We start from the raw sequence: 25,595 nt of genomic DNA on the forward strand, positions 1-25,595 counted from the left end.
ATGCCGACTACACGACGCAACTTCCTCACCGTCAGCGGAGCAGCGGCAGCGCTCGCGCTGGGCGGCAGTCTTCCGGAGATCCGGAGCGCTGTCGCGGGATGGACCGGCCGGCCGGACCGGCGGGATCCGTTCACGCTCGGTGTCGCGTCCGGCGATCCGTTGCCGGACGCGGTGGTGATCTGGACCCGGCTGGCCCCCGATCCGCTCGCGCCGTTCGGCGGGATGGATCGGCGGCCGGTCGAGGTGCAGTGGCAGGTCGCGGCGGACGAGCAGTTCCACCGGATCGTCCGCTCGGGTACGGCCCGGACCGGGCCCGAGTCGAGCCATTCGGTGCACGTCGACGTCGGTGGCCTGCAGCCGTGGCGCCACTACTGGTACCGCTTCCGCGTGGACGGGCAGCTCAGCCCGGTCGGCCGGACCAAGACGGCACCGGCCTACGACGCCGTCGTTCCTGAACTGTCGCTGGCCTTCGCGTCCTGCCAGGCATGGTGGGAGGGCTGGTACACGGCGTACGCCGACATGGCCCGGCGCGACCACGACGTGGTGTTCTTCCTCGGCGACTACATCTACGAGTTCGGCATCGACCGCGGCATCCGGCCGCACTCGAACGAGCCGTACATCACCCAGCAGACCGTGACGCTGGACGAGTACCGGCAGCGCTACGCGGCGTACAAGCTGGATCCCGATCTGCAGAGCGCGCACGCGAAGGCGCCGTGGATCGTGACGCTCGACGACCACGAGGTGGTCGACAACTGGGCCGACGAGGCGCATCCGAGCGCGCCGCCGGCGCAGTTCCGGGTCCGCCGCGCCAACGCGTTCCGCGCGTACTGGGAACACATGCCGCTGCGGCTCGCGCAACTGCCCAAGGGTCCGGACATGCAGCTGTACCGGCGGATCAGGTACGGGCGGCTCGCCGAGTTCAGCGTGCTCGACACCCGCCAGTACCGGTCCGACCAGGCGTACGGCGACGGCACGAAGGCACCCGGTCCGGAGACGAAGGACCCGGCGCGCACGATCACCGGCGACGCGCAGGAGAAGTGGCTGCTCGACGGATGGGCCGCGTCGCAGACCCGGTGGAACGTGCTGGCGCACCAGACCGCGATCGCCCGGCTGGACACGAAGGACGGGCCCGGCGTCCTGGTCCCGATGGACACCTGGGACGGGTACGAGGCCTCCCGGAACCGGATCCTCGGCGGCGCGGTCCAGCGGAAGGTCCGCAACCTGGTCTCGATCGCCGGCGACCTGCACCGCAGCGTCGCCTCGGACCTGAAGCTCGACTTCGACGATCCGGCGTCGGCGACGGTCGGCGCGGAGTTCGTCGGCACATCGATCACGTCCGGAATGGACGGCCAGGACCTCGACGCCGGCGGCGCGACGTTGCTGCGGGAGAACCCGCACCTGAAGTTCGGCAACTTCCAGCGCGGCTACGTCAGCTGCAGCGTCACGCCGCAGCGGTGGATCTCCGACTACCGCGTCGTCGACAAGGTGTCCGTCCAGGGCGGCACCGTGAGCACGCGCGCCAAACTCCTCGTCGAGGACGGCCGCCCCGGCATCGCGGAGGTACAGCAATGAGGATCCCCCGACAGACCGTCGTCGCCGCCGGCACGCTGGTCGCCGCCGCCCTGCTCGGCTCCAGCTCGATGCCTTCGGCAACTTCCGACGTGGCGATCGGCGTCGCGCCGAAGACGCTGAACGTGGTCGGCCTGCCCTGCTTCCCGGGTCTGCTGAACCTGACGATGACCAACACCGGGACCCAGGACCGGTACGCCGACCTGACGCTCGAGCCGACCGGTCCGCTGCAGTTGTCCCGCACGCTGTTCTCGTCCTGGCTGCCCGCTGTCGACCCCGACCAGCCGGTCTCCGCGCCGGTCGAAGTCCGGGTCCCGCGGGACACCGCGCCCGGCAACTACACGATCGACGTGGAGGTCGATCGGTCGCGGGTGAGCGTTCCGGTGACGGTCGACCCGCTGCCGCCGAAGGGTCCGGGCGACAACCTCGCGCTCGGCGAACAGGCGACCGCGTCCTCCACGCACGGCAACTTCACCCTCTGCGGCGCCGTCGACGGCGACAAGGACTCCGAACACTGGGACACGCTGACCGGCTGGAACGACGGCACCCGCGCCGCCTTCCCCGACACGTACGACGTCGCGCTGTCCGCGCCCGCGACCGTCAACCGGGTGGAGCTGTACACGCTCGACTCGGCGAAGTACCCGGCCCGTTCGAACGGCCTGCGCGACTGGGACGTGCAGGCCCGCGTTGCCGGCGCCTGGCAGACCGTGGCCCAGGTCCGAGGCAACACGGCCGGCCACGTCACGTCGACGTTCACCCCCGTGGAAGCCGACGCCGTCCGCATCCTGTGCCTCGACGGCAACGACCACACCTACTCCCGCATCGTCGAACTGGAGGTCTACGGCAGCTGATCGTTGCCTGAATCAACTGTTTGAACTATCGATGGCCGGTCTTGGTCATGCGCATGTTTGAATGTCGCGGTTCCAGGAACATTCCACCTCTGATTTTTGGAGACTCATGCGCAAGCTCACCCGTAGGCTGCTCGGCGGCGCCGCGGCGGTAGTAGTCGTCACGGCCGCGGCCACGGTGGCGACGACGACCGCCGCATCGGCCACGACCGGAACCCCGAGCGGGGCCCCGCCGAACGACATGGACGTCTGGTGCGTGTCGACGACCGGGGCCAAGGCGTGCTTCAAGGCCTACGGCGACAAGGTCTGGGTGAAGGACACCGTGGCTAACGGCCAGTCCGCCGCCGGCACCATCAAGGAGGACGCGTCGCCGTCCGGCTGGTACCGCGAATGCTTCAACACCCGAGGCGCCGACGGCGGCTGGGTGATGTGCGACTTCGACGTACCGGAGTACTCCGCCGGCGTGCTGTGGGCCGTGAACAACCCGTTCATCGGCAGCCAAGCCAGCACAAAGATCCAGACCACTATCATCTGACCCTCCAAAGCGCCGTGCGGTTCGAGCGTGGGTCAGCCGTTTGATGCAACAGGTTTGGCGACGTTTCTTGGCCCGTTGACTGGCTTTCGCCGGAGGCGGAATCTGGTGTGGAGGCTCGCTGTTGGGCGCGGCGGCCTAGGGGGCAGGATGGCTTGGGTGCCTGGCATGGGGCGGCGGAGCACGGTGCGCCGATGCGCCGTCGTTGTCGCCGTGCTGTTGACGCTCGCGGGGTGCGGGGCACCGGCGAAGTCGAGTACGCCCTCCGGCAGTGCGGCTGAGCCGGTCGGACTGATAGCCATCGGGCATTCAGCCCTGACTGGCCATGGAACGGCCGAGCCGCCGCAGGCCGGGCTTCAGTATTCCTGGGCGACGGGCACGAATCCCAAGGTGAACAGCATCTATCTGCGCCTGGTGAAGGTGCGACCGGAGGACAAGGGTCACGTCGCGAACACGGCGATCGACGGCGCCACCGCATCGGCATTGGACGGCGAGGCGAAGGCGGCGCTGCGGCAGGTGTCTGCACCCGCCCTGGTGATCATCTCGATCATCGGCAACGACATCCGGTGTGACGGCACCGACAAGCAACATGTCCCCGAGTTCGGTCAGGACGTCCGTGGCGCCCTGGACACCATCACCGAGAAGTCGCCCAACTCGCGGATCCTCGTCCTGGGTCGGATGGGAACTCCCAGCCCCGCGCTCACGCGGGCGATCGTTGCCCGCGACCCGAATGCGCAGTACGCCGTCACCGGTTCCGGCATCTGCGACTTCTACAACGTCGCGGGCGAGCTGGTGCCGTCGCACTTCAAGACACTCACCGCCATCATCGAGGCCTACGAGGCCGAACAGGCGCGAGTGTGCGCCAAGTATCGGCAGTGCCACACCGATGGCGGCGCCCGCGCCGCCTACCAGGACAAGCTGGAAGATTTCGCGCCCGATTGGATCCATCACAACATCGCCGGCCAGAACGCGGAGGCCGCGATCACCTGGCCGGTCGTCGAGAAGATCCTCGGGCTGTAGCGAACGATCAGCCGGGACGAACGAAAGCCCAGGTCAGGGAACTACCCCTGGACCTGGGCTCTTGTCATGTCCTCACAGTGGAGCGGGTGACGGGAATCGAACCCGCACTGTCAGCTTGGGAAGCTGATGTTCTGCCATTGAACTACACCCGCGCGGCCGGTCTCCCGGCAGCGGAGACGAGCATAGCCGATCCGCGGGCCGGCAACCACGTGGGGTCCGCGCGCCGGGTCGTAGATCGGGCCCGGCCGGCATCCCGGGGGCCGCCCGCCGGCCACCTCGCCGTCACTGCCGACGGGCCCGGTTGCTGCGGTGTCAGCGGCCCGGGGCCGAACTTGGTGCCGAATGCATCGAAAAGGGCGTTACGGACGGTTTGCACCGGAGGTTCTTGGGCAGTTTTTCACAAAGGGCACGTTCAGGACTGGGCAGGGTCGTCATCTTCTGGCAGATTAGAACGCGTTGCCGGGGGCAACATTCAACGCAACGTGAGGATGCGGTCCTGGACCGGGCGACATGGTTGCGGGGCAACTGGAATGAAGGGGTGAACGGTGGCAACAGACACTACTGACGCGGTGGACAACCTGGAGAAGGAACTCGTCACGTTGGCACGGCGGCTGCGCGGTCTGCAGCGGACGCTGTCCGTCGAGGCGCATCCGGACCTGGAGCCGGCGCAGTACGCGTTGCTGAACCACGTGGAGGAGCTGGCGCCGGTGCGGATGGCCGACCTGGTGGCAGCGCTCGAGGTGGACAAGGGACCGGTCAGCCGGGCCTGCGCGCGACTCGAGGAGGAGGGCCTGCTGAAGCGGGCCGCCGACAAGTCGGACGCGCGTGCGACCCTGCTGACCCTGACCGCGGCCGGCAAGCGCAAGCTGACGGCGGCCCGGAAGAAGCGGCACAAGGTGATCGAGGACCTGCTCAAGGACTGGTCCCCGGCGCAGGTCAAGACCTTCGCCACCCAGGTGTCGAAGTTCAACAAGCTGGCCAACTGACAATAGTTGCCTCAGGCCCACGGTCTGGTGGTGTGCTCCCGCCGGGGAGCTGAGGGCTCCGGACGACTCACCACCAGCCGACGGGAACCGGACACCGCCCGCGAGGAAGACCCGCCCGCCAAGTCCGGGCGGATTCACCACGGGCATTTCAGGGGTGAACCCCGCCGGTTGCCCCTTCATGCCTTGCATCCGGCAGGCGAAGGGTGCACGCGAGAGGTGAAGCACTCAAACGGGGCGGACCGCGACGGATCCGGCTGTGCGGATGTGCGGCACGCTGCTAACGTGCGAGCGTGCTGCTCTCCGACCGTGACATCTTGGCCGAGCTCGACGCGAAGCGGGTCCAGCTGGACCCGTTCGAAGCTGCGATGGTGCAGCCGTCGAGTGTCGACGTACGGCTGGACCGGTTCTTCCGGGTCTTCGAGAACCACAAGTACCCGCATATCGACCCGTCCGAGGAACAGCCCGATCTGACCCGGCTCGTCGAGCCCGAGGGGGACGAGCCGTTCATCCTGCATCCCGGTGAGTTCGTCCTGGGATCGACGTACGAGCTCGTCACGCTCCCCGACGACGTCGCCGCCCGCCTCGAGGGCAAGTCGTCGCTGGGCCGGCTCGGCCTGCTGACCCATTCGACGGCCGGCTTCATCGACCCCGGCTTCTCCGGCCACGTCACGCTCGAGCTCTCGAACGTCGCCACGCTGCCGATCAAGCTCTGGCCCGGGATGAAGATCGGCCAGCTCTGTTTCTTCCGGCTGTCCTCCCCCGCCGAGCACCCGTACGGCTCCGCCAAGTACGGCTCCCGCTACCAAGGGCAGCGCGGCCCGACACCGTCCCGCTCCTTCAAGAACTTCCACCGCACCGACGTCTGACGAACGAAAGGGCCCCGGGAATCCCGAGGCCCTTTCGTTTCGGCTGTGTCAGGCAGTCGGCTTCAGGTAAATCGTGACCGATTGCAGGTCCGTCGAACCGACGCTGTTACCCTGCGGCAGCTGCCCGTAGACACCGCCGTACGGCGAGACCGCGTCGGGCGACTCCGGCTTGCCGTTGAACAGGCTCATGTCGCTCCCGCCGGCCGACCGAGTGTCCGACGGGGTGTCGCCGGCCGTCGGAGAACCGCTGTCCGAAGGAGTGTCACTGCTCGAGGGAGTCTCACCGGCCGAGGGGCTCTCGCTCGAACCCGCGCTCGGCAAATCCTGACCGGTCTTCGCGTCCAGCAGCACCGGCTGGGCCTCGGTCTGCGCGTAGACGACGCCGTGGAACGCCGCGGTCACTCTGGGCACGACGCGGCCCTTGGACTTGTCTGTGAAGCCCCAGGTCTTCTTGCCGGTGCTGTCGTCGAATCCGAGGACCTCCAGAGGGTGGCCCTGCTGCGTCGTGCTCGTGCAGACGACCGCGGTCGCCTGGTCCGACAGGCACGCGACCTTGACGTCCGAGTCGGAGGGGGCCGCCGCCACGGTCTGCGTTACGGCGCCGGTCGACAGGTCGATCGCGAAGAACGCCTCGCCCTGCGTCCCGCCGGCGTAGGTCGCTTCCTTGTGACCGTAGAAGTACGCATGCTTGGCGCCGCCGGTCAGGGGCTCCAGGTAGGCCTGCTTGAGCGGGACCTGCTTCGTCACCTTGCCGCTCGCGCCGTCGACGAGGCTGACGGAGCCGTCGCCCTTCTCGCTCGACTTGCTCGGCGTGCCCGCGACCACGCCGGCATGGACCGCGGCCGGGCTGATGCCCGGCACGACCGTGGGCTTCTGCGTCGCGGGATCCGCGAACACCGTCTGGTCGTTGCCGATGTTTCCTGCGGTGACGACGCCGACGGCGACCTGGCCGGTCTCTGGGTCGACGGCCACGGTCGTGAGACTGGGAGTGCCGCTCGCGAGGTCACCGGTGCCCTGCAGGGTGCTGACCTTCGCGGAAACCTCAGCGACCTTCTGGCCGGTCATCACGTCGATCCAGTGCACGACGACCAGGCCCGACGGCTTCTGCGTGCCGTTGCCCTTGTCGGACTCGGCGTAGGCGACCACCGCGACGTCCTTGCCGTCGACCTTGGCCACCATCGGGTCGCTCGCATCGCTGACCTTGGTGGTGTCCGCGGCGGCCGACCTGATCTCCCACGCCTTGCTCGGATCGGCCATGTCGCGGCCGGTGATCCCCCGGTAGTTCACGACCAGGGCCACCTGCCCGACCATCCCGCGCTTGGGCTCGTCGTACATCCCCCGCCCCTCGTAGTCGGGCACCGGGTACGCCGCGGCGGCGGCGAAGGCCTTGGGCGGGTCGAAGGTCGGCGCGGCCGGGGCGGACGGTGTCGGTGAGGTGCTGCTGGTCCCGCCGTTGTTCTGCGCGGCCGAGTCGGATTTCTTGTCGTCGCCGCCGCAGCCGGCCAGCAGGATCAGAGCAGCGGTGACAGCTGTGGTTGCCACCATCGGACGCAGCATCGTTGGTATCTCTCCCAGGTCGACCGAGAATGATCGACTGAACGCTAGCAGTGTTCACGGGTCCGTCCGGGGAGTTATCCACAGGCGTTGCACCAACCTGCAAGGGCTAGCGGCGGACCGGCGATCCGGCGCCGACGAGGCCGAGGCGCTCGAGGACGGCGCAGATCGCGGCGGCCGCGCTGCTCAGCGGCAGGCCGTTCATCGGACGATCGAGAGCCCGGTCCCGCGGTGGCGGGGCTGTGGCTCGGTCAGCGGCCGGGTGGCCGGCTCGGTCAGGCAACGGGAGGCCGGCTCCAGCCGGTCGGCCAGCTTGCGCAGCACCCCCGCCAGACCTTCCCGCGGGCTGGTCCGGGTCCTGTCCTCGTGCAGCCGTGCCCGGGCCTCGGCGACCCGCAGCTGCTCGGCTACGCGGTAGCGGGCGACTTCCTGGTGTTCGGTGATCATGATCGTGCTCCCCTCGCGTTGTCCCCGTGCTGTGTGGTGGTTTTCGGCAATGCTTCGCCCAGGTCCCGCCCCCAGTGGCGGGACCTCGTGCGGTGTGGCGGTGGGTCAGACCTTGACGACGGTGATGTCGCCGGAGACCGTGCGGGCGCGCAGCATCAGGGCGCGCTCCCCCTCGGCCGGCTTCTGGCCGGGCTCGAGGTCGCACCGGATCCGCCCGGTGACGGTCTTCAGGTCCAGGTACGTCGGCAGTCCGTCCGGGACCCCGATCTGTACGTCGCCGCGGGCCGTCTCGGCCTGGACGCTCGGTCCGTCGGCGATCTCGACCTTGACGTCGCCGGAACCGGAGGTGGCGACCGAGTGGTCGCGGATCCGCTCGATGGTGATGTCCCCCGAGCCGACCTTGACGGAGGTGGGACCGGCGGCGTCGCCGATCGTGACGTCACCGGAGCCGGTACTCAGGCCGAGCGCGTCGCCGGCCTCCTCGATGTCGATCGAGCCGGAGCCGGTGCCGGCGCGGACCGCGCCGACGGCGTTCCCGACCTTGACGTCACCGCTCCCGGTGTTGACGCCGAGCTCCTTCTCGACCCGGGTCAGCCGGACGTCGCCGGAGCCGGTCGCGAGCCGCGCCGAGCCGAGCGGCACGTCGGCGGTGATGTCGCCGGAGCCGGTCCTGACCCGGGCGTCGAGCACCTCCGAGGTGGCGATCCGGACCTGGATCTCGGGGCCCCGGCGGACGTTCCGCGGGCCTTCGACGATCAGTTCGCCGTCGACGATCTCGACGGTCACGTCCGCCTCCGGCCCGCTGTCGACGTCCACCGTCACCGCGGTGCCCTTGACGTCGCCGTTGCCGGAGATCTCCACCAGGCCGGAGCCGATCTCGATCCGGATCCGCTCGATCCGGTCGTTCTCGTCGTCGGTGAGTTGCCGGCTGAAGCCGTTCATTCCGCCCATCCCGTCAGTCGCTGGCCCGGCCCGTGTCCGCCACGGCGGCGTTCCTTGTCCTCGCGCCGCCGGTCCTTGTCCTCGCGGCGGCGGTCCCGGTCGTCACGGCGCCGGTCGCGCTCCCAGCGGCCCCGGTCCGGGCCGAAGACGCCTTCCTCGCCGAACGGGCCGTTCGGACCGAACACGCCGTTCGGGCCGAAGACGCCGTCGGGGCCGAGCGGTCCGTTCGGACCCAGCGGGCCCTCCGGGCCGAACACCGGTCCGCGCGGCGGGCGCGGCGGCCGGGGCGGGCGCGGACCGCGGCGGCGCTCGCTCAGCTCGGTCATCACGGTGCGCATCAGCCACGCGTTCGAGGAGATGCCCTCGGCGGCCGCGGCCTCGTCCACCTTGTTCTTGATCGACATCGGCAGCCGCAGCGTGATCCGCGCGGTCGGCTCGTCGGCGTCGGGGACGAACTGCTCGTCGTCCGCGACCTCGGGCTCGTCGTCGATGTCTTCGTCGGTCTCGTCCGGACCGGTCAGCTGGCTGGGCGCCGGCGTGACCACGAACTCCGGGCGGCCGCCGGCCATCCGGAGCTCGACCGAGCCCGGGGACAGCTCACGGCTGATCTCCCCGGCGGCGTCGGACAGGGCTGAGATGAGGGCCAGGCGGCCCGCGTCATCCAGCGTGGCCCCGAGGCGTTGGGCCACGGAGCGGGTTTGCTCGTCGGCCAGGGCGGTGGCGTTCTCGACGCTCCGCCGGACCGACTCGAGGTAGTGGTCAAGTTCCATGACAGCAAGCATGACGTCATAGTGACGTCACTGTCAACCCCTGCTGATGTCATGGTGGCGGCAAGGGCAGAATGTGCTGCAGTCACCGACAGGAGGAAACGTGTCCAGAGGAGTACTGATCACCGGTGCGTCCAGGGGTGTCGGCGCAGCCGCCGCGCGGGCGTTCGCGGCGGCCGGCGACCGGGTCGTGCTGCACTGCCGGGGCGCGGTCGACCGCGCCGAGGAGCTTCGCGCCGGACTGCCCGGCGAGGGCCACGCGGTGATCGCCGCGGACCTCGGCGATGCGTCCGCAATCCCTTCACTGGTTGCGGAATCGGCCGCCGCGCTCGGTCGCGTCGACGTGCTGGTGAACAACGCCGCGATGTTCGTCGACGAGCCGGTCGCGGGCTCCCGGCGGGTCGGTCACCCGCTCGCGGACACGTCGTACGACGAGTGGGTCGCGACCTGGCGCCGTACCCTGGCGGTCAACCTCGAGGGCGCGGCGCACGTGACCTGGTGCGTGGCGCGGCAGATGCTCGACCAGGATCCCGCGGACGGCGTACGGCGGGGCGCGATCGTCAACGTCGGCTCCCGCGGCGCATACCGCGGTGAGCCCGACGTGCCGGCGTACGGTGCCTCGAAGGCCGGGCTGCACTCGCTAGGGCAGTCGTTGGCGGCATCGCTGGCGCCACATGACATCACCGTGACGTCAATCGCGCCCGGGTTCATCGCGACCGACATGACCGAGAGCTTCCTCGCGGGTCCCGGCGGCGACGCGATCCGGGCGCAGAGCCCGTTCAACCGGGTCGCGACCGCGGAGGAGGTCGGGAATGCGATCTACTGGCTCGCGTCAGCCGACGCGAACTGGGCCAGCGGCGCGGTCCTCGACTTCAACGGCGCGTCGTACCTGCACTGAGCTGACCACCACCGCGGCGACCGTCCACACCGCGGCCAGCACCGCCATCGGGAACACGTCGCCGTCCTCCTCGCCGAACAACAGGATCAGCGACAGGTTGACGGCGGCGTGGGCCGCGGTGGCGACGACGAGATTGGTCCGGCGCGCCTCCCGCAGGACCGCGCCGAGCACCACCGACAGCGCGGTCGCCATCACGACGAACAGCCCCATGTATACGAGCCCGTGCGCGAATCCGCCGATGTGCCACAAGCCCCACAGCACGCCGACGACGAGCGAGGAACGCAGGACCGAGAACCGGGTCTGCAGGTAGGGCTGCAGGTACGCCCGCCACCCCAGCTCCTCACCGGCCGCGCCGACGATCATCGTCAGCACCAGCACCCAGAACGGAAACGGCAGGCCCTCCGCCCGCCACCCACGCCCAGCGACCAGGTGAACCAGCACGGACACGAGCATGGCCGCGATCACGATGCCGACCACGAGCGCGCTCCGCCCCGCCGCGACGGCCGCAGGCGTGAAGCGCGCGTCGACCCGGGTGGTACGGCGGAACAGCAGGAACATCACCCCGACGCCGAGAGCCGGCGCGAACTGGACCAGCTGGATCAGCTCAGGACTCGGCCCGGTCGCTGTCTGCAGCGCGTTCAGGATCCCGCTGAAGACCATCGTGACCAGGTAGAAGACCAGAACGCGCAGAAACACCGTCACTCCTGAGATAAGGGCCGATCATCAGGTCGAGCTGCTCGGTCAGGAACTCGGTCAGCGAGCCCCAGCCGTTCACCGCCCAGACCTGGAGCGCGCCGTTGAAACAGACAAGCGTGTGCCGGGCCAGTGCCGGGACGTCGGTGTCTGCTCGGAGCTCCCCGGCCTCCACCGCGGACCGGTAGAACGTGTCGCAGCTGTCGACGATCGCGGCGGAGTGCGCCAGCGCGTGCTGCCGGAACTCCGGGTCCGCAACGTCGAGCTGGACGAAGCCGAGACCGTTGCCGAGCTCCTCGCGGTGCTTGATGTGCGCGACGGCCGACAGCGCGAAGTCCCGCAGCGTGGCGAGTGGCGAGGTGTTCCGGACGGCGGCCTCCTCGGCCGCGAGCTTGACCATCAGCGGCGACCGCGCGGCGGACGCGAGCAGCAGACCCCGCTTGGACCCGAAGCGCTGCATCAGCGTCGGCGGCGCCAGACCGACGCGCGCACCGACGGCCGCGAGAGTCAGTTTCACCGGCCCGAGCTCGGCCAGGACCTGGCGGGTGGCATCCAGGATCGCGTCGTCGCTCACCAGTCGCGGCCGGGCCATGTCACCGCCTCCGAGTTTGTGAACCGTCATTCGCTAATACACGAAATCGTAACAGATCCTTGTTGGATCAGTTAGTCAGTGACAACGGGTGAGCTTCCGGATACCGCTTTTCGGCGCAGGACGAGGGGTCCGGACCCGCGATCCCGCCGTCCGGCCCATCCGTCCGTGGCCGGGCTCGTCGTACCAACGGGAGCCTCATTCATGCGCATCGCCCGCATCACCCTGGGTCTACTGCTGTCACTGTCCGGCCTGGTGGCCGCCGTCGCCGGAGCAATCGCGGCGTTCTGGCTGGTCGGCCCGGACAACACGATCTCCACGCCCGGCCGTGAGCTCACCAGCCGGGGCCTCGCGGTCGTCACCGCCCCGGCCCTCCTCGACCGGCACGGTCCGACGCTGCACGTGAGCGCGTCGGGCGACAAGCCGTTGTTCGTCGGCGTCGGACGCGACCTGGATGTCCGCGACTACCTCTCGGGGGCCGCGCGCACCCAGCTGGTCCGGTTCGACCCGCCTGGCACGTTCGGCACGCAGGAGCTGCGCGGTGCATCCGCGAAGCTGACGCCACCCGGCGAGCTCGACTGGTGGGTCGCGCAGTCCGCGGCCGGGTCGCAGTCAGTCAGCTGGCCGATCCAGGACGGGCTGTACGACGTCGTCGTGATGAACGCGGACGGTACGCCGGCGGTCGGCGGGCAGGTCACGTTCGGGATCGAGGTGCATCGGCTGTTCGGCATCTGCCTGCTGGTGCTCGGCGCGGGTGTTCTGGTGCTGGCGCTCGGGTTGACGCTGATGCTGCGCCACCGGCGGGTGGTGGTCGCGGACACGACCGAGATCCCGGTGATCAAGAACGACCGGATCCCGGTGCTGGTGTCGACGGCTCCGGTCGCGCAGGAGAACACGCCCGCGTACCGCGTCTCGCCATTCGCACCCGACCGCGTCAGCCCGTTCGCGCCGGTCGCCCCAACCCCAACCCCGACCGAGCCGGCGGCCGTCAAGGCAGCCATCAAGTCCGCCTCACAGACGGCAGCACCCGTGACGGCGGCACCCGCGACGGCGGCGGCCGTGACCGCACCCACCGAGGCGGGACCGGCCGGCGCGGCAACGGTCGGGGCGGCCAGGGCTGCGGCGGCAACGGCTGGAGCGGCATCAGCTCAGGCGGCGTCGGCCAGCCCGGCGACGGCTGCGGCGGCGGCCCGCGTGGCAACGGCTGGCGCGGCAACAGGTGCTGCGGCAACGCCCGGCGCGGCAACAGCTGCCTCGGGAACGGCGGACGCCGCAACGATCGGCGGGGCGACAGCTGGCGCGGCAACGGTCGGGGCGGCCAGGGCTGCAGCTGCAACTGCCGGCGCGGCATCAGCTGAGCAGGCGTCGGCCAGCCCGACGACAGCTGCGGCGGCGGCCCGCGCGGCAACGGCTGGCTCGGCAACGGCTGCTGGGGCAACTTCCATCGCGGCATCAGCTGCGGCGGCGCCGGCCAGCCCGGTGACGGCTGGGGCGGCAGGGGCGGCGACGATCGGCGCAGCAACGGCTGGGGCGGCGGCAACGCCCGGTGCGGCAACGATCGGCGCGGCACCTGCTGCTGCGGCGGCTGGGTCGCCGACGGCTCCTGCGGCGACTGCTGCTGCGGCACCTGCCGGTGCGGCACCTGCTGCGGCGGCGGCTGGTGTGGGGCCGGGGCGAGGGGCGGGTGGGGCTGGGCGGGCTGTGCCTGTTCGGGGGGGTCAGGTTCGGCCGGCTGTGCCTGCGGCGCCGGTGTTTATGTCGGCGGCGGCGGTTGCGCGGGCGAAGGCGCCGGTGCTGATCGGGGCGGGTGCCGCGCAGCGGTACGAGGCGCCCGCACAGCCGGCGTACGAGGAGTCGGAGGAAGACGTCGCGCCGGAGACGGTTCCGCTGGCGGTCTCGCCGGAGTTCGTGAAGAGCGACGAGGCGGTCCGTCGGACGGCGGCGCTGCTGGCCAGCGGGGCGCTGTTGCTGACGGCGACGAGTTGCAGCCTCGTCCCGCCGAAGAACACGCTGACCGCGGCGGACTCCCGCCCTGCCGTCACACTCGCCGACGCGCAGGCCGTGGTCCAGCAGTACAACCAGCTCAACAACCAGGCGAACCGGACCCGCGACGCCAAGCTGGCCGCGACGATCGAGGGCAACCCGACACTCGCGCAGACCCAGGCGGGTTTCCTGATCGGCCGAAAGCTCGACGCCGCGGGCAAGGAAGTGTCGAAGCCGTTCAGCTACACCGACCCGGAGATCGGCGCGCCGCAGTTCACGTCGTACCCGATGCGGTTCGTGGTCAGCTCGGGCGTCTCGAACGCGCCCGGCAACCGTCAGCTCGGCGTCTGGCAGCGTGCGAGCGCCGGCAGCCCGTGGCTGCTGACGCACTCGGTCTATCCGCCGAAGGCGGTCGAGCTGCCGTCTGTCGACGGGATGCGCACCCCGCAAGCCGCCGACCTCGAGCAACTGCAGCGACAGCCCGAGACGGTGGCGAAGGACCTCGCGGCGTACCTCAGCGGCGGCAAGAACGCGCCGCAGTCGAAGCTGTTCACGCCGTCGCCGGCCCTGACCCAGACGCTCGACCTGCGCGGGAAGTCGAAGGCCGCGGACACCGCGGAGCCGTATATCGCGAGCGTCACCGACACGTTCGCACCGTCAGGTAAGCCCCTCACGTTCATCACGGCGTCCGGCGACGCGCTGGTGTTCCTGTCGCTGACCGAGCAGTACCTGCAGCGCGTAGAGCCGGGCTCGAACGCGTACTGGACCAGCGGCGAGGCCACCGCGTTCAGCAGCATGGTCAAGTACACGCAGACCCTGCACCAGGATTACCTGCACCAGGTCGCGCTCGTGATCCCGGTCAAGTCCAGCGGCGACGCCGTACAGGTCCTGTCGATCGACCCTCAACTGGTCGGCGCCGGCGGCGCCTGAGGCGAGAGCAGCCACCGCCACCGTGGCTGCTCCGTCACCACACACGCAGCCGCGAGCAGGCTGACGACGATCGCGACGCCTGTCGGCCAAGCGAACCACGCAGCCACCACGGCAGCGACCAGTTGCAGCAGGACCAGCAGAACGGTGACGGCACCGGGCACCGGTACGACGACGTGCGGCTTGTCACCAGGTGTCTGGAAGATCGTCGGCAAGCCGATCAGCACCACGACCGAGCCGATCGCCAGCGGGACGGAGTGCGGGGCGAGCGCCCAGGGCGCGCCGACCCAGGCGATCAACTCGGTGGTGAAGCGGAGGACCGAGGCCACCCGGCTGTCGGGCGCAGACGGCGCGGTCGAGGCAGCTGGGGCCGGGCCGGACGAGCCGGAGCCTTCCGGGCCGGTGTCCATCGGGCCAGGGCCGGCGGGAGGCGAGTCTGGGGTCACGAGGGAACGATCGCACGACGGACCCGGTTCCTGACAACTCAGCGGCAAGCGGTTGCTGAAGAATAGTTCCGGCTGGTTGACTGCGATGGTTAGGTTTTCCCATCCGTCCGGGAGTACCAGTGGATCTCACCCGCCGCCGCCTGCTGTCCTTCGTCCCCGCGACCGCCCTGCTGACCGCGGTCAACCCGGCTCCGGCCGCCCATGCCACCAGGGGTGCGATGACCGCCGACCCCAGCCAGTTGCTGGCCAACGCGATCGCGATCTACGCCGGAACGCCGGCGTCGAACGCGCGTCCCGAGGTCGCCGCGAAGCTGACCGCGATGGACGGCACCGCTCGTACCTGGCTGTCCGCGCTGGACCGCGCCGGCGCCGGCGAGCTGTTCGCCGGCCTCCCGCTCGGCACCAGCGATCCGAACCTGAGCGCGTCGTACCAGCACCTGTACGAGATGGCCCTCGCGTACCGGCGCCCCGGACCCGCCTCGGACCTGCAGGGCAACGAGCAACTCCGCGCGCGGATCGCCGACAAGCTGGTCTGGCTGCACGACACCTACTACGGCGACCAGTCGAAGGGGTACTACGGCAACTGGTTCACCTGGGAGATCGGCATCTCGACGTACGTGTCGAAGACGCTCGCGCTGATCGACGCCCCGGCGGACCTGGTCACGCGGTACGTCGCCTCGATGGACGGGTACCTGCGCAACGGGAAGGACGGCGACGTCGACCTCGACTCGCGCTTCCACACCGGCGCCAACCTCGTCGACATCACCGCGAACCGCGTCCTGCAGGGCGCCCTGCTGAACGACGACGCGCGGATCCGAAAGGCACTGCAGGACCAGTTCACGGTGTTCGCGACCGTCGACCCGTACAACCTGCAACACGGCGTCACCGACGGGTACTACGCCGACGGCTCGTTCATCCAGCACGCCTCGGTCGCGTACACCGGCTCGTACGGAAAAGGCCTGCTCAGCAGGGTGGTGCAGACCATCAAGGTGCTCGCCGGCACGGAGTACGCGCAGAGCGACGACCTGGTCGGTGTGGTGCAGGGCTGGGTCGAGCACGGGTTCGCGCCGCTGATCTTCGAGGGCTGGATGATGGAGATCGTCAAGGGCCGCGCGGTCTCCCGGACCGGGACCGGGTACGACGACGTCGCGGTGATCGTGGAGGCGATCGTCGACCTCGCGGACTACGCGACCGCCGCGGATTCCGCCCGGCTGAAGGCGTTCGCGAAGTTCACCGCGCGGCCGACGATCAACGTGAACAGCTTCGCGTCGCCGGTCAGCATCGCGCGGTTCGCGGACCTCAAGGCGGACGCGTCGATCGTGCCGGCCGACCTCAACCCGGCGGAGCTGAGTACGGCGTTCAACGCGATGGACCGCACCGTGCACCGGCGGCCGGGGTACGCCTTCGCGCTGGCGCGGAACTCGTCGCGGATCAGCAAGTACGAATACATGAGCGGCGAGAACCTGATGCCCTGGTTCCAGGGCGACGGCGCGCATTACCTGTACCTCGCCGGTCAGGACCAGACGCAGGCGTTCGGCATCGACTACTTCACCACCGTGTCGCCGTACGCGCTGGGTGGCGTGACGGCGCCTGTCGAGGCGCGGAAGTCGATCCCGGAGTTGTACGGGGCGGCGTACTACGACAACGCCGCGGCGGGCTTCACGGCCTCGTCGGAGTCGCAGAACACCTACGTCTACTTCCCGGTCGGGACCAACGCGTACTCCGGCGGCGCGACGCTCGACGCGTACGGCGCGGCCGGGTGGGTGCAGTCCGACGATTTCGCGTATGCGTCACGCGAGACACTGCCGGACGACTTCATCACGTACCGGAACGCGTCGGCCACCAAGTCGTGGTTCCTGCTCGACGACGAGGTCGTCGTCCTCGCGGCCGGTGTCGGCGACGAGACCCGCCCGGTCACCACGACCCTGGACACCCGCATCGCCGCACCCACCGCGCCCGTGACGATCACCGGCGCACGCCACGACGGCACGCCGTGGACAGGCACCGGCGCCGTCACGCCCCGCTGGCTGCGCTACACCAACGGCTCGGCCTCAGTGGGCTACCACTTCCTGCAGCCGGCCGAACTGTCGGTGGATCTGCAGGCAGTCACGCGGAGCCGCCGGGTGGTACGGACGTCCAACCCGGACAGCGCAGTCACCAAGCAGGTCTTCGCCCTCACCGCGGCCCAACCAGCGGACTCCAAGCGCACCCTCGCCTACGCATTGGTGCCCAACGCAACAGAATCCGCGATGAAGTCCTACCAGCACGGCCGCTTGACCCTGCTCGCCAACACCCCCAGGCTCCAGGCGGTCCACCACCTGGGCCTGCAACTCACCGCCGCCAACGCCTTCGGCCCCGGCATCCACAACCTTCCCGGGCTCAGCATCGACGGTCCGGCCTCGCTGCTCATCCGTCGTCAGGCGTCGAGCGTGCAGGTCGCCGTCTCCGATCCGACGACGCAGCGCGACACGATCACGATCAACCTGCGTGCGCAGTATCTGAAGCCCGCAGCCGCCGTCGACGGCGTTCAGGTGACGCGCACGGTCACCGGGACCAGGCTGACCTTCACCACCCGGCACCTCTTCGGGCGGAGCGTCGCGATCAGGCTTCTTCCAGCCTGGTGATCAACGCCTCCATCGTCGCGAGCGTCGTCCGGAGGTCTTCGAGGTCGACCGCTCGGGCGATCTCGGAGGTCCAGGGGCCCTGGGCGACCGAGATCTGTCGGATCGCCCAGTAGCCGGCCTCGGTACAGGCGAGCAGTTTTGCGCGGCGATGCGCGGGGTTCGGACGGTACTCGGCGAGGCCGCGTTCGACCAGAAGGTCCGCGATCCGCTGCACGCCCTGCCTGCTGACACCCATGAGCCGGCCGGCGTCGGCGACCGACCGCGGCTGGTCGAGAACGCCGCCGAGCACCTGCCACCAGGCCGCGGTGATCCCGCCGTTCGCGGCCAGGCCCTGCGCGGCCTCCATCAGCCGCGCGTTCAGCCGGAAGGTGGCCAGCACGACATCCGTCAGCACCACCCCACCTTCCGACCGCTTCCCGACCTCGGGCCACTCGGCCCGAGGCGGGACGCCGGCCGTATCCATCTCCCCGGCCGGCGCGGTCGATCGCGTGTCCTCGGTCATCCGACCAGCGTCGCGTACGCGGCCGGGTCGGCGCGGTGGAACACACCTTCGTACGCCTCCCGCTTCCGCTCGTCAGCAAGCCCGAGCTGCTCCAGCACGGCCCGCGCGAACTGCACCGGCGAGTCCGGCCCCGCCGTGATCACGTTGCCGTCGGCGACCGCCCGCGCGTCGACGTACCGGTCCGTGCCCTGGTAACCGGTCGCCTGCAGGTACTCCTTGGCCGCGCTCGTGTGCTTCCGCTCGTCGAGCAGCCCCGCCCGGGCGAGCCCGGCCGTCGCACCGCAGATCGCCGCAACCGGTACGCCGGCGTCGAGGAACTGCCCCGCGAGCTTCGTGAACGCCTCGCCACCGCCGACATCCCACTGCCCCGACCCCGCGAGCACCAGCAGATCGCCCTCGTCCGGGACGACGTCCGCGATCGTCACGTCCGGCACGACCCGCATCCCACCCATCGTCACGACCGGCTCCAGCGACTCGCCCACCGTCACGACCGTCCAGGGCACCCCGGTGAACCGCCCGGTCCGCAACTCCACGACCAAGTGCCCGATCTCCCAGTCCGCCAACGTCTCGTACACCGCTACATACGCCGTCTTCATAGACAACATACTGTCATCACGACAGCATGTTGTCAATCGCAAATCGGGTGCCGACGCAGCCGGCGGCTGGGAAGGTGGATGGATGGGCGTGCGGGAGCTGGGGACGGACGACTGGGTCGAGTTGTGGCCGTTGGTGCGGGGTTTCGGGACGGAGTTCGACGAGGAGGCGAGTCGGGGGTACTTCGAGGAGCTGGTGGGTGATCCGCGCTGGGTGGCGTTGGGGTACGACGATGGCGGGCTGATCGGGTACGCCGTCGTGCAGGACTACGGCACGCACTTGCGGGCGGGACGGCGGCACCACGGGCGGCTGCACGACTTGTATGTCCTGCCGGAGCGGCGGCGTGCCGGAGTCGGGCGGGCCTTGATGGACGCGGTGGCCCAGTGGGCGTCGACCCGGGTCCGGCATCTGGAGTGGCAAGCGCATCACGAGCGTGCGGCACCGTTCTACGAGCGGCTGGGACACCGCGGGCAACCGTGCCCGCAGCCGGACTACCCGACCTTCGAGATCGAGTTCACGCGGTAGCCGCGCAGCAGGCCCACGCCGGCCAGGGCGGTCGTAGCAGCGGCGAGCGCCAGCGCGTGACGCACTGGGAGCGTCGCGAGGAGATTCGTGGAGCCGATCAGGGGCACGGTCTGGGCCAGGGAGAGCAGGGACTGGAGTCGGGTCAGGTGCGACGCCGGTGTGCTGCGGACGAACAGCGGCGCGAGATGTGACGTGAAGAGACCAATGCCGACGCCTTGGATGAGGGCCGCGCCGACCGCGGCCGGGACGGAAGACGCGAGGGCGAGACCGGCGATCCCGAGCGCGGCGATCAGGCAACCGAGACCGCCGGTCAACTCGGCGCGATCGAAGGTCCCGAAGCGTCCGACCAGGATCGTCACGCCTAGTCCACCCGCGGCGTTCGCCGCCACGACGAGACCCGCCTGACCGGCCGCCCACCCGTGCGAACGGGCGAGCAGCGGGACACACAGGGACGTGACCGGCAGGACGAAGGCCGCGACCAGAGCCACCACCGCGAGGATCGTCCGCAGCACGGGATCGCCGACTGCCACCCGAAGCCCGTCTACGGCGTCCCGGATCACCGACGGGCGGTCGCGCGGCGGCGTCACGTCGTACGGCGGTCTGAGCGCCAGCAGGACGACGAACTGGACGGCGAAGGTCAGCCCGTCGAGCATCAGCGCCCCGACCAGCCCGACCGTCGCGACGAGCAGGCCGCTGAGCGGTCCACCGGCGAGCGTGATGAGCTGCGTCGCCGATGTCCGCAAAGCCATTGCCCTAGGCAACTGCTCGTCGGAGACGAACAGCCGTGAGAGTACGCCGGCGGCCGGCAGCGCGAACGCGTCGACGGTACCGACCACGACCGAGGTCGCCAGCAGGAGCCCGGCCGACACCCCACGCAACCCGACGGCGACGGCCAGCACGAAGCAGCACGTGCCGACGATCGCGGTGCAGGCGAGCAGGAGCCGGCGCGGGCCGATCCGGTCGCCGAGGACACCGCCGAGCAGCAGGAACACGGCGCGCGGCAGGGTGAACCCGGTCAGCACCAGCGCGGCGACGTGCGCGCCGATCCCCGTCGCGGCCCACCCGAGCGCGAAGAACAGCGCGGTGTCGCCGAGAACCGAGAGTGTGGAACCTGCCAGCCAGCCGTAGTACGGCCGGTTCACCCGTCCAGCCGGACAGGCATGACGAGGGTGGTGAACGTGCCTTGGTCCGCCGACCGGACGACGACCGGTCGGGCCGGCTCGCAGATCTCGAGCAGGACGTCCGGCCCGACACTCGCCTCGAGCGCGGCCGCCAGCAGGCTCGCGGTGAACCCGATCCGCACCGCCCCGGACCCGATCGCCTCGAGCTTCACCTCGTCGCCGATCCGCACACTCTCCTGATCGATCTCGAAGGCAACGAGATCCCGCCCGGCGAGCGCGGCCAGCAGCGCGGCCCGATCCACCACCACGCGGCAGACCGGCGGCGTCAGCCCGTCGAGGATCTGCTCGTACGCCGGATACTCCGCCTCCACCACCGCCAACGACCGCGACTCGTCACCCCGCACGAGCACCAGCCCGCCGTTGACCTCCACCCGCACCACGTCCCCCGCCGCGGCCCACCGGCTCGCCGCGGCCAAGTCGTCCGCGCGCACCAGGACCCGAGCCTGCGACCCGCCGAACTCCAGAGGCCGCACGGTCCGCACCGCCAGCCGGTACCTGTCGGTCGCCACGAACGTGACTTCCTCGGGCGCCAACTGAAGCTGCACACAGTCCAGCCCGGCGTACTCGTCCGTGGTGGCCGCAGCGGAGGTCACCTGGCGGATGGCGCTCGCCAGCTCGGGGCCGCCCAGGGCCGCCGTGGTCTTCTCGGCCAGGAGCTGGGTCAGCAGGCGGCCGGCGGCCTCGCGGGTTGCGGTGGACCTGGCCTCCAGAGTGCGGAGGTGGGCGCGGACCAGCTCGGCGACTTCCGCTGGCGCCGCGTCCAGGGCGAGGCGGACGTCGGGGAGCGGCAGGTCGATCTCGCGGAGGTCCCGGAGCAGGCGGGCGCGTTCGGCCTGCGACCTGTCGTAGTACCGATAGCCGTTCGTCGCGTCGACCTCGGCGGGTGGGAGCAGACCGCAGTCGTCGTAGAACCGCAGCGCACTCGGCGCCAGTCCTACGAGCCGCGCGAACTCACTGATCGTCAGCCTCATGGGCCCGACCCTCACCCCTGCACCAACTCGAAGGTCAAGTCCGGAGCCGGCCCCACAGGCTGAGGGTCTTGCCGAAGCGTTCGCCGCGGATCCAGTCGTAGATGCCGCGAGCCACCCGCTCGGGCGAGATATCGCCGCGCACGGAGCGCGGCACCCGGGTTCGGAGCTCGGCGGCGTCGGCGAGGGCGTCGGCGATCTGGTCCTCGGCCCAGCCGCGCAGTGCGAGGCGTTTGCGGCGGATGGCGTCCGGGCAGTCGAGGTGCAGCCAGCGCCCTTCGGGCAGCTCCGTCGGCAGCGCCGGCGTCAGCAGCAGCACGGGAATCCCGGAGCGCCGGATCAACTCGGTGATCCGCAGCCACAGCGCGTTGTACGCAGGCCAGATCGGCGCCGCGGTCGGGCTCGCGATGTCGATCCCGAGCAGCCGGCCGTTGTCGTCCAGCAGCTCGTCCATGTCCATCACGACCAGGTTCCCCGGACTCAGCCGGACCAGCTCCGGCACGACCGTGGACTTCCCTGATCCGGGCGCCCCGGTCACCACGAACAACCTCGTCACAGATCTAGTGTGCGGTCATTCGACCAGCAACCGCACAGGAGGTCGTGCCGCGGCCGAAATCACCGGCAGTCCACTCGACCCGGGAGTGACCGAGCCGAGGATGCTGGAGTGCCGGGCGCCGGTGCAGCTCGGCACCGTTCCGCCCAGGCCGTGCACGGTCAGGAACCCGAGTACGGCGAACGCGTACGCCTCCTTCGCCGCCGACGGCATGCCCAGCTCGTCGGTGGTCCGGACCGGAACGTCCAGCTCGTCGGCGAGCAGATGCATCAGCACCGGGTTCCGAATCCCGCCACCGGATGCCACCACCTCGGTCCCGCCGTACCGCCGGACCGCGTCGGCCACGGTCCGTGCCGTCAGCGTGGTGACCGTGGCGACGAGATCCTCCGCCGGGATCACCGGCAGCCCCTCCATCGCCCGCGCCACGTACGCGAGGTTGAACAGCTCCTTGCCCGTCGACTTCGGCGCCGGCCGCGCGTAGTACGGATCGGCGAGCAGCCGCGCGAGCAGCTCCTCGTGGACCTGCCCACGCGCCGCCATCACCCCGTCCGCGTCGAACGGCTGCCCGGTCAGCTCGGTCACGACCGCGTCGATCAGCGCGTTCGCCGGGCCGGTGTCGAACGCGACCGGTTCGCCGTGCACGACGGTGATGTTGGCGATCCCGCCGAGATTCAGCGCCACCGGTACGCCGGGACGCCCGCGCAGCCACAGCACGTCCATGATGCTGACCAGCGGCGCGCCCTGTCCGCCCGCCGCGACGTCCCGCGCTCGCAGGTCCGACACCACGGGGAGGCCGGTCGCCTCCGCGATCCAGGCCGGCTGCCCGAGCTGCAACGTCCCGCGCACCGCCCCGCCGTCGACCCAGTGGAACATCGTCTGCCCGTGCGACACGACCAGGTCCGCGGATCCGCCGCACAGCTGCTCGACCGCCTGCCGCGCGACCGCCGCGAACGCCTGCCCGATCCCGGTGTCCAGCCGGCAGACGTCCTCCATCGAGGTCGGCGCCGGCGGCAGCGCGGCGGCGACCGCGGCGCGCAGCTCGTCCGGATACGGTTGGCTGAGCATCCCCAGCGGCGTCAGGACCAGTTCGTCCCCCTTCAGCCGCAGGTCCGCGGCAGCGGCGTCGATCGCGTCGCACGACGTCCCCGACATCAGCCCGATCACTCGCATGTCAGTCCCGCAACTCCCGTCGGTGGTCGTCCCCGCGCAACGTGAGCAATGCGATCACACTCACCGCACAGGTGACCACCACGTACCAGGCCGGGATGTCGACGTTCTTGGTCCGCTTGATCAACTCGGTGATGATCAGGCCGGCCGAGCCCGAGAAGACCGCGTTCGACAGCGAGTACGCCAGGCCGAGTCCGGTGTAGCGCGCCCGGGTCGGGAACATCTCCGCCAGCATCGCCGGCCCCGGTCCCGCCATCAGGCCGACGACGAGGCCCGCCACGAACACCGCGATCCCCTTCGCGGCATTGCCCGACTCCTTGTCCTGCAGCAGGTTCATCAGGGGAAACGCCAGGACGACGACCAGCGCCGCGCCGGCCACCATCACCGGCCGCCGCCCGATCCGGTCGCTCAGCCACCCGGCCGGGATGATCGAGAGCGCGAAACCGGTGTTCGCGAGCACCGTCGCAACCAGCGCCTGCTGGAAGGTCGCGTGCAGCGTCGCCTGCAGGTACGACGGCATCACCACGAGGAACGTGTAGCCGGCCGCGGACCAGCCCATCAGCCGGCCGATGCCGAGCGCGATCGCCTTGGCCACCTCGCCGGACGACGCCGGTCGCGGCTGCTCCTGGACGCGCGCGAAGCTCGGCGTCTCGTCGAGCTTGAGCCGCAACCACAGCGCCACGAGACCGAGCGGCAGCGCCAGCAGGAACGGCACCCGCCAGCCCCAGTCCGACAACGCCTCCTTGCTCAACGTGGTGGCGAGGATCGCCGCGAGCCCGGCGCCCGCGAGCAGGCCGAGCGCGACGGTGAACGACTGCCAGGCGCCGTACAGGCCGCGCTTCGTCCGGGGCGCGAACTCGGTCATGATCGACACCGCGCCGCCGAACTCGCCACCCGCCGACAATCCCTGCAGGGCCCGTACGAGTGTCAGCAACCACGGTGCGGCCGCGCCGACGGTCGCGTAGGTGGGCAGCAGTCCGATCAGCGTGGTCGACAGCGTCATCAGCAGGAGTACGACGATCAGCGTCGGACGCCGGCCGATCCGGTCGCCGACCCGGCCGAACACGGCGGCCCCGATCGGCCGGAAGAAGAACGCCAGCGCGAACGACGCGTACGTCTTGATCAAGCTCTCCGCGTCACTGGTCGCCGTACTGCTGAAGAAGTTCGCGGCGATCACGGTGGCGAAGAAGCCGTACGCACCGAACTCGTACCACTCGACGAAGTTCCCGACGGTTCCGGCCACCAGCGACCGCCGGGTCCGGACCTCGGCAGCGACACTCATCGGATCCCTCTTTCGTAACTTTCTCCCACCCGCCACCAACATCTTCGTCTATCACTGACCAACGCGCGACCCCAGGTGACAGACCCTTGACACAACGTCCGCGCGGGATCGATGATTTGGCATCCGCTAAACCGGTTTATCTCAGCCGGTTCGGCGCCCGCCCATCTGTGTGACGAGGAGTCGATCAGCTCATGAAGCGAAGGACCCTGTTGTCAGCCCTGGCCGCCGGGACCGCCGCGGCCGCCACCGGCGCCGCACTGCCCGCCGAGGCCACGGTGGCCGCCGCGAAGCGCCGCCCCCGGGCCAAGACCGGCCCGGTCACCGTCGCGTACATCGAGGTCAACGACCACAGCATGCTGAACGCCGGCAAGTACACGCTGGCCAACAGCGGCGCGCAGGTGATCGACGTCGCGGTGATCTTCGCCGCGAACATCAACTACGACGGCACCAGCGCGTACCTGCACTTCAACGACCAGGTGACGAACGTGCTGGACAACGTCGCCACGCAGGTCCGCCCGCTGCAGCAGAAGGGCATCAAGGTCCTGCTCTCGATCCTCGGCAACCACCAGGGCGCCGGGTTCGCGAACTTCCCCGACCAGGCCTCCGCCGACGCGTTCGCGCAGCAGCTCGCCGACGCCGTCAACCAGTACGGCCTGGACGGCATCGACTTCGACGACGAGTACGCCGAGTACGGCAACAACGGCACCGGCCAGCCGAACGACTTCTCGTTCGTCTACCTGGTCCAGGCGCTCCGCGCGAAGCTCCCGAACAAGCTCATCACGCTCTACGACATCGGCCCGGCGGCCGACCGCCTGACCTACAACGGCCAGAGCATCGCGAACACCTTCGACTACGCCTGGAACCCGTACTACGGCACGTGGTCGGTGCCGAGCGGCCCGACCGACAAGGCCCGGCTCTCCCCCGCGGCGGTCTCCTACACGGCGACCAGCTCGAGTACGGCGGCGTCACTGGCCCAGCGCACCGTCAACGAGGGGTACGGAGTCTTCCTCACGTACAACCTGACCGAGTCCAACACCGCGTCCTACATGACCGCCTTCACCCAGAAGCTCTACGGCGGCGCGACGGTCTACACACCGTAGAAGCAACGGGATGGCCGGCACCTGGCCGGCCA

The 25,595-nt window shown here is 70.1% G+C and carries 25 protein-coding genes and 1 tRNA gene; 11 read left to right on the plus strand and 15 right to left on the minus strand.

Annotation, left to right across the window (positions count from 1 at the left end; genetic code table 11):
* The 4 genes from AB0L64_RS00075 to AB0L64_RS00090 all read left to right on the plus strand — a co-directional run bounded on the left by AB0L64_RS00075 (nt 1) and on the right by AB0L64_RS00090 (nt 3,969).
* A complete protein-coding gene (locus AB0L64_RS00075) occupies nt 1-1,572 on the plus strand; it encodes an alkaline phosphatase D family protein (RefSeq protein WP_363706075.1) in 1,572 nt (523 codons plus the stop codon).
* The gene (locus AB0L64_RS00080) at nt 1,569-2,420 is read left to right on the plus strand and encodes a hypothetical protein (protein ID WP_363706076.1); all 852 of its coding nucleotides are present in this window, start codon (nt 1,569-1,571) and stop codon (nt 2,418-2,420) included. Before AB0L64_RS00075 ends, AB0L64_RS00080 begins: the two co-directional genes overlap by 4 nt.
* A 106-nt stretch (nt 2,421-2,526) precedes the next feature.
* Nucleotides 2,527-2,952 carry a hypothetical protein gene (locus tag AB0L64_RS00085; RefSeq protein ID WP_363706078.1) on the plus strand — a complete coding sequence of 142 codons (426 nt, stop codon included), beginning with the start codon at nt 2,527-2,529 and terminating at the stop codon, nt 2,950-2,952.
* Nucleotides 2,953-2,979: 27 nt separating this feature from the next.
* Nucleotides 2,980-3,969, plus strand: a complete 990-nt coding sequence (locus AB0L64_RS00090) for an SGNH/GDSL hydrolase family protein (RefSeq protein WP_363706080.1) — start codon at nt 2,980-2,982, stop codon at nt 3,967-3,969.
* A 78-nt stretch (nt 3,970-4,047) separates the two neighbouring features.
* Here the strand turns inward: AB0L64_RS00090 and AB0L64_RS00095 are convergent.
* A tRNA-Gly gene (locus AB0L64_RS00095) sits at nt 4,048-4,121 on the minus strand.
* 393 nt (nt 4,122-4,514) lie between these two features.
* On the opposite strand from AB0L64_RS00095, the gene AB0L64_RS00100 reads away from it, so the two are divergent.
* Nucleotides 4,515-4,955, plus strand: coding sequence for a MarR family transcriptional regulator (locus tag AB0L64_RS00100; RefSeq protein WP_359935684.1), 441 nt, complete (start codon nt 4,515-4,517; stop codon nt 4,953-4,955).
* A gap of 290 nt (nt 4,956-5,245) precedes the next feature.
* Nucleotides 5,246-5,821, plus strand: a complete 576-nt coding sequence (gene dcd / locus AB0L64_RS00105; protein ID WP_355485399.1) for a dCTP deaminase — start codon at nt 5,246-5,248, stop codon at nt 5,819-5,821.
* Between the two features lie 48 nt (nt 5,822-5,869).
* Here the strand turns inward: dcd and AB0L64_RS00110 are convergent, their stop codons facing one another.
* The 4 genes from AB0L64_RS00110 to AB0L64_RS00125 all read right to left on the minus strand — a co-directional run bounded on the left by AB0L64_RS00110 (nt 5,870) and on the right by AB0L64_RS00125 (nt 9,534).
* Nucleotides 5,870-7,366 (minus strand): hypothetical protein, encoded by a 1,497-nt coding sequence (locus AB0L64_RS00110; protein WP_363706083.1) that lies wholly within the window; start codon nt 7,364-7,366, stop codon nt 5,870-5,872.
* A 210-nt stretch (nt 7,367-7,576) separates the two neighbouring features.
* Nucleotides 7,577-7,822, minus strand: coding sequence for a hypothetical protein (locus AB0L64_RS00115; protein WP_363706085.1), 246 nt, complete (start codon nt 7,820-7,822; stop codon nt 7,577-7,579).
* A 105-nt stretch (nt 7,823-7,927) separates the two neighbouring features.
* Nucleotides 7,928-8,764 carry a DUF4097 family beta strand repeat-containing protein gene (locus AB0L64_RS00120; protein WP_363706087.1) on the minus strand — a complete coding sequence of 279 codons (837 nt, stop codon included), beginning with the start codon at nt 8,762-8,764 and terminating at the stop codon, nt 7,928-7,930.
* On the minus strand, nt 8,761-9,534 hold the full coding sequence (locus AB0L64_RS00125; RefSeq protein ID WP_359935694.1) for a hypothetical protein: 774 nt from the start codon (nt 9,532-9,534) through the stop codon (nt 8,761-8,763). The genes AB0L64_RS00120 and AB0L64_RS00125 overlap by 4 nt, the downstream gene beginning before the upstream one ends.
* 100 nt (nt 9,535-9,634) lie before the next feature.
* On the opposite strand from AB0L64_RS00125, the gene AB0L64_RS00130 reads away from it, so the two are divergent.
* Nucleotides 9,635-10,429 carry an SDR family oxidoreductase gene (locus tag AB0L64_RS00130; protein WP_363706089.1) on the plus strand — a complete coding sequence of 265 codons (795 nt, stop codon included), beginning with the start codon at nt 9,635-9,637 and terminating at the stop codon, nt 10,427-10,429.
* On the opposite strand, the gene AB0L64_RS00135 is transcribed toward AB0L64_RS00130, so the two are convergent.
* Both AB0L64_RS00135 and AB0L64_RS00140 read right to left on the minus strand, forming a co-directional pair.
* Complete coding sequence (locus AB0L64_RS00135; RefSeq protein WP_363706091.1) at nt 10,364-11,125, minus strand: type II CAAX endopeptidase family protein; 762 nt, start codon at nt 11,123-11,125, stop codon at nt 10,364-10,366. The two genes, AB0L64_RS00130 and AB0L64_RS00135, sit on opposite strands and share 66 nt — an antisense overlap.
* On the minus strand, nt 11,034-11,714 hold the full coding sequence (locus AB0L64_RS00140; protein WP_363706094.1) for a helix-turn-helix domain-containing protein: 681 nt from the start codon (nt 11,712-11,714) through the stop codon (nt 11,034-11,036). The genes AB0L64_RS00135 and AB0L64_RS00140 overlap by 92 nt, the downstream gene beginning before the upstream one ends.
* Before the next feature lie 201 nt (nt 11,715-11,915).
* Here AB0L64_RS00140 and AB0L64_RS00145 point away from each other — a divergent pair, with 201 nt between their 5' ends.
* On the plus strand, nt 11,916-14,624 hold the full coding sequence (locus AB0L64_RS00145; RefSeq protein ID WP_363706096.1) for a hypothetical protein: 2,709 nt from the start codon (nt 11,916-11,918) through the stop codon (nt 14,622-14,624).
* Here the strand turns inward: AB0L64_RS00145 and AB0L64_RS00150 are convergent.
* Nucleotides 14,597-15,031 (minus strand): hypothetical protein, encoded by a 435-nt coding sequence (locus AB0L64_RS00150; protein ID WP_363706098.1) that lies wholly within the window; start codon nt 15,029-15,031, stop codon nt 14,597-14,599. The two genes, AB0L64_RS00145 and AB0L64_RS00150, sit on opposite strands and share 28 nt — an antisense overlap.
* Nucleotides 15,032-15,186: 155 nt before the next feature.
* Between AB0L64_RS00150 and AB0L64_RS00155 the strand changes: the two genes are divergently transcribed.
* Nucleotides 15,187-17,691: a polysaccharide lyase family 8 super-sandwich domain-containing protein gene (locus tag AB0L64_RS00155; protein WP_363706100.1), complete on the plus strand. Its 2,505-nt coding sequence runs from the start codon at nt 15,187-15,189 to the stop codon at nt 17,689-17,691.
* On the opposite strand, the gene AB0L64_RS00160 is transcribed toward AB0L64_RS00155, so the two are convergent.
* Both AB0L64_RS00160 and AB0L64_RS00165 read right to left on the minus strand, forming a co-directional pair.
* The gene (locus AB0L64_RS00160; protein WP_363706102.1) at nt 17,669-18,193 is read right to left on the minus strand and encodes a MarR family transcriptional regulator; all 525 of its coding nucleotides are present in this window, start codon (nt 18,191-18,193) and stop codon (nt 17,669-17,671) included. The genes AB0L64_RS00155 and AB0L64_RS00160 overlap by 23 nt on opposite strands.
* Entirely contained in the window at nt 18,190-18,789 is a 600-nt protein-coding gene (locus AB0L64_RS00165; protein WP_363706104.1) for a DJ-1/PfpI family protein, read from the minus strand. Before AB0L64_RS00165 ends, AB0L64_RS00160 begins: the two co-directional genes overlap by 4 nt.
* A gap of 82 nt (nt 18,790-18,871) precedes the next feature.
* Here AB0L64_RS00165 and AB0L64_RS00170 point away from each other — a divergent pair, with 82 nt between their 5' ends.
* Nucleotides 18,872-19,312 carry a GNAT family N-acetyltransferase gene (locus AB0L64_RS00170; protein ID WP_363706106.1) on the plus strand — a complete coding sequence of 147 codons (441 nt, stop codon included), beginning with the start codon at nt 18,872-18,874 and terminating at the stop codon, nt 19,310-19,312.
* Here AB0L64_RS00170 and AB0L64_RS00175 read toward each other — a convergent pair.
* The 5 genes from AB0L64_RS00175 to AB0L64_RS00195 are packed head-to-tail and all read right to left on the minus strand — an operon-like array spanning nt 19,279 to nt 24,463.
* Nucleotides 19,279-20,454: an MFS transporter gene (locus tag AB0L64_RS00175; protein WP_363706108.1), complete on the minus strand. Its 1,176-nt coding sequence runs from the start codon at nt 20,452-20,454 to the stop codon at nt 19,279-19,281. The genes AB0L64_RS00170 and AB0L64_RS00175 overlap by 34 nt on opposite strands.
* Entirely contained in the window at nt 20,451-21,464 is a 1,014-nt protein-coding gene (locus tag AB0L64_RS00180) for a MerR family transcriptional regulator (RefSeq protein WP_363706110.1), read from the minus strand. Before AB0L64_RS00180 ends, AB0L64_RS00175 begins: the two co-directional genes overlap by 4 nt.
* Before the next feature lie 34 nt (nt 21,465-21,498).
* Entirely contained in the window at nt 21,499-22,017 is a 519-nt protein-coding gene (locus tag AB0L64_RS00185; RefSeq protein ID WP_363706112.1) for an AAA family ATPase, read from the minus strand.
* A 15-nt stretch (nt 22,018-22,032) separates the two neighbouring features.
* Nucleotides 22,033-23,184, minus strand: a complete 1,152-nt coding sequence (locus AB0L64_RS00190) for an anhydro-N-acetylmuramic acid kinase (protein ID WP_363706114.1) — start codon at nt 23,182-23,184, stop codon at nt 22,033-22,035.
* A gap of 1 nt (nt 23,185) precedes the next feature.
* The gene (locus tag AB0L64_RS00195; RefSeq protein WP_363706116.1) at nt 23,186-24,463 is read right to left on the minus strand and encodes an MFS transporter; all 1,278 of its coding nucleotides are present in this window, start codon (nt 24,461-24,463) and stop codon (nt 23,186-23,188) included.
* A 191-nt stretch (nt 24,464-24,654) separates the two neighbouring features.
* On the opposite strand from AB0L64_RS00195, the gene AB0L64_RS00200 reads away from it, so the two are divergent.
* Nucleotides 24,655-25,563 (plus strand): endo-beta-N-acetylglucosaminidase H, encoded by a 909-nt coding sequence (locus AB0L64_RS00200; RefSeq protein WP_363706118.1) that lies wholly within the window; start codon nt 24,655-24,657, stop codon nt 25,561-25,563.
* Nucleotides 25,564-25,595: the final 32 nt, after the last annotated feature.

This window comes from Kribbella sp. NPDC051936 (assembly GCF_040680955.1).
Classification (GTDB): domain Bacteria; phylum Actinomycetota; class Actinomycetes; order Propionibacteriales; family Kribbellaceae; genus Kribbella.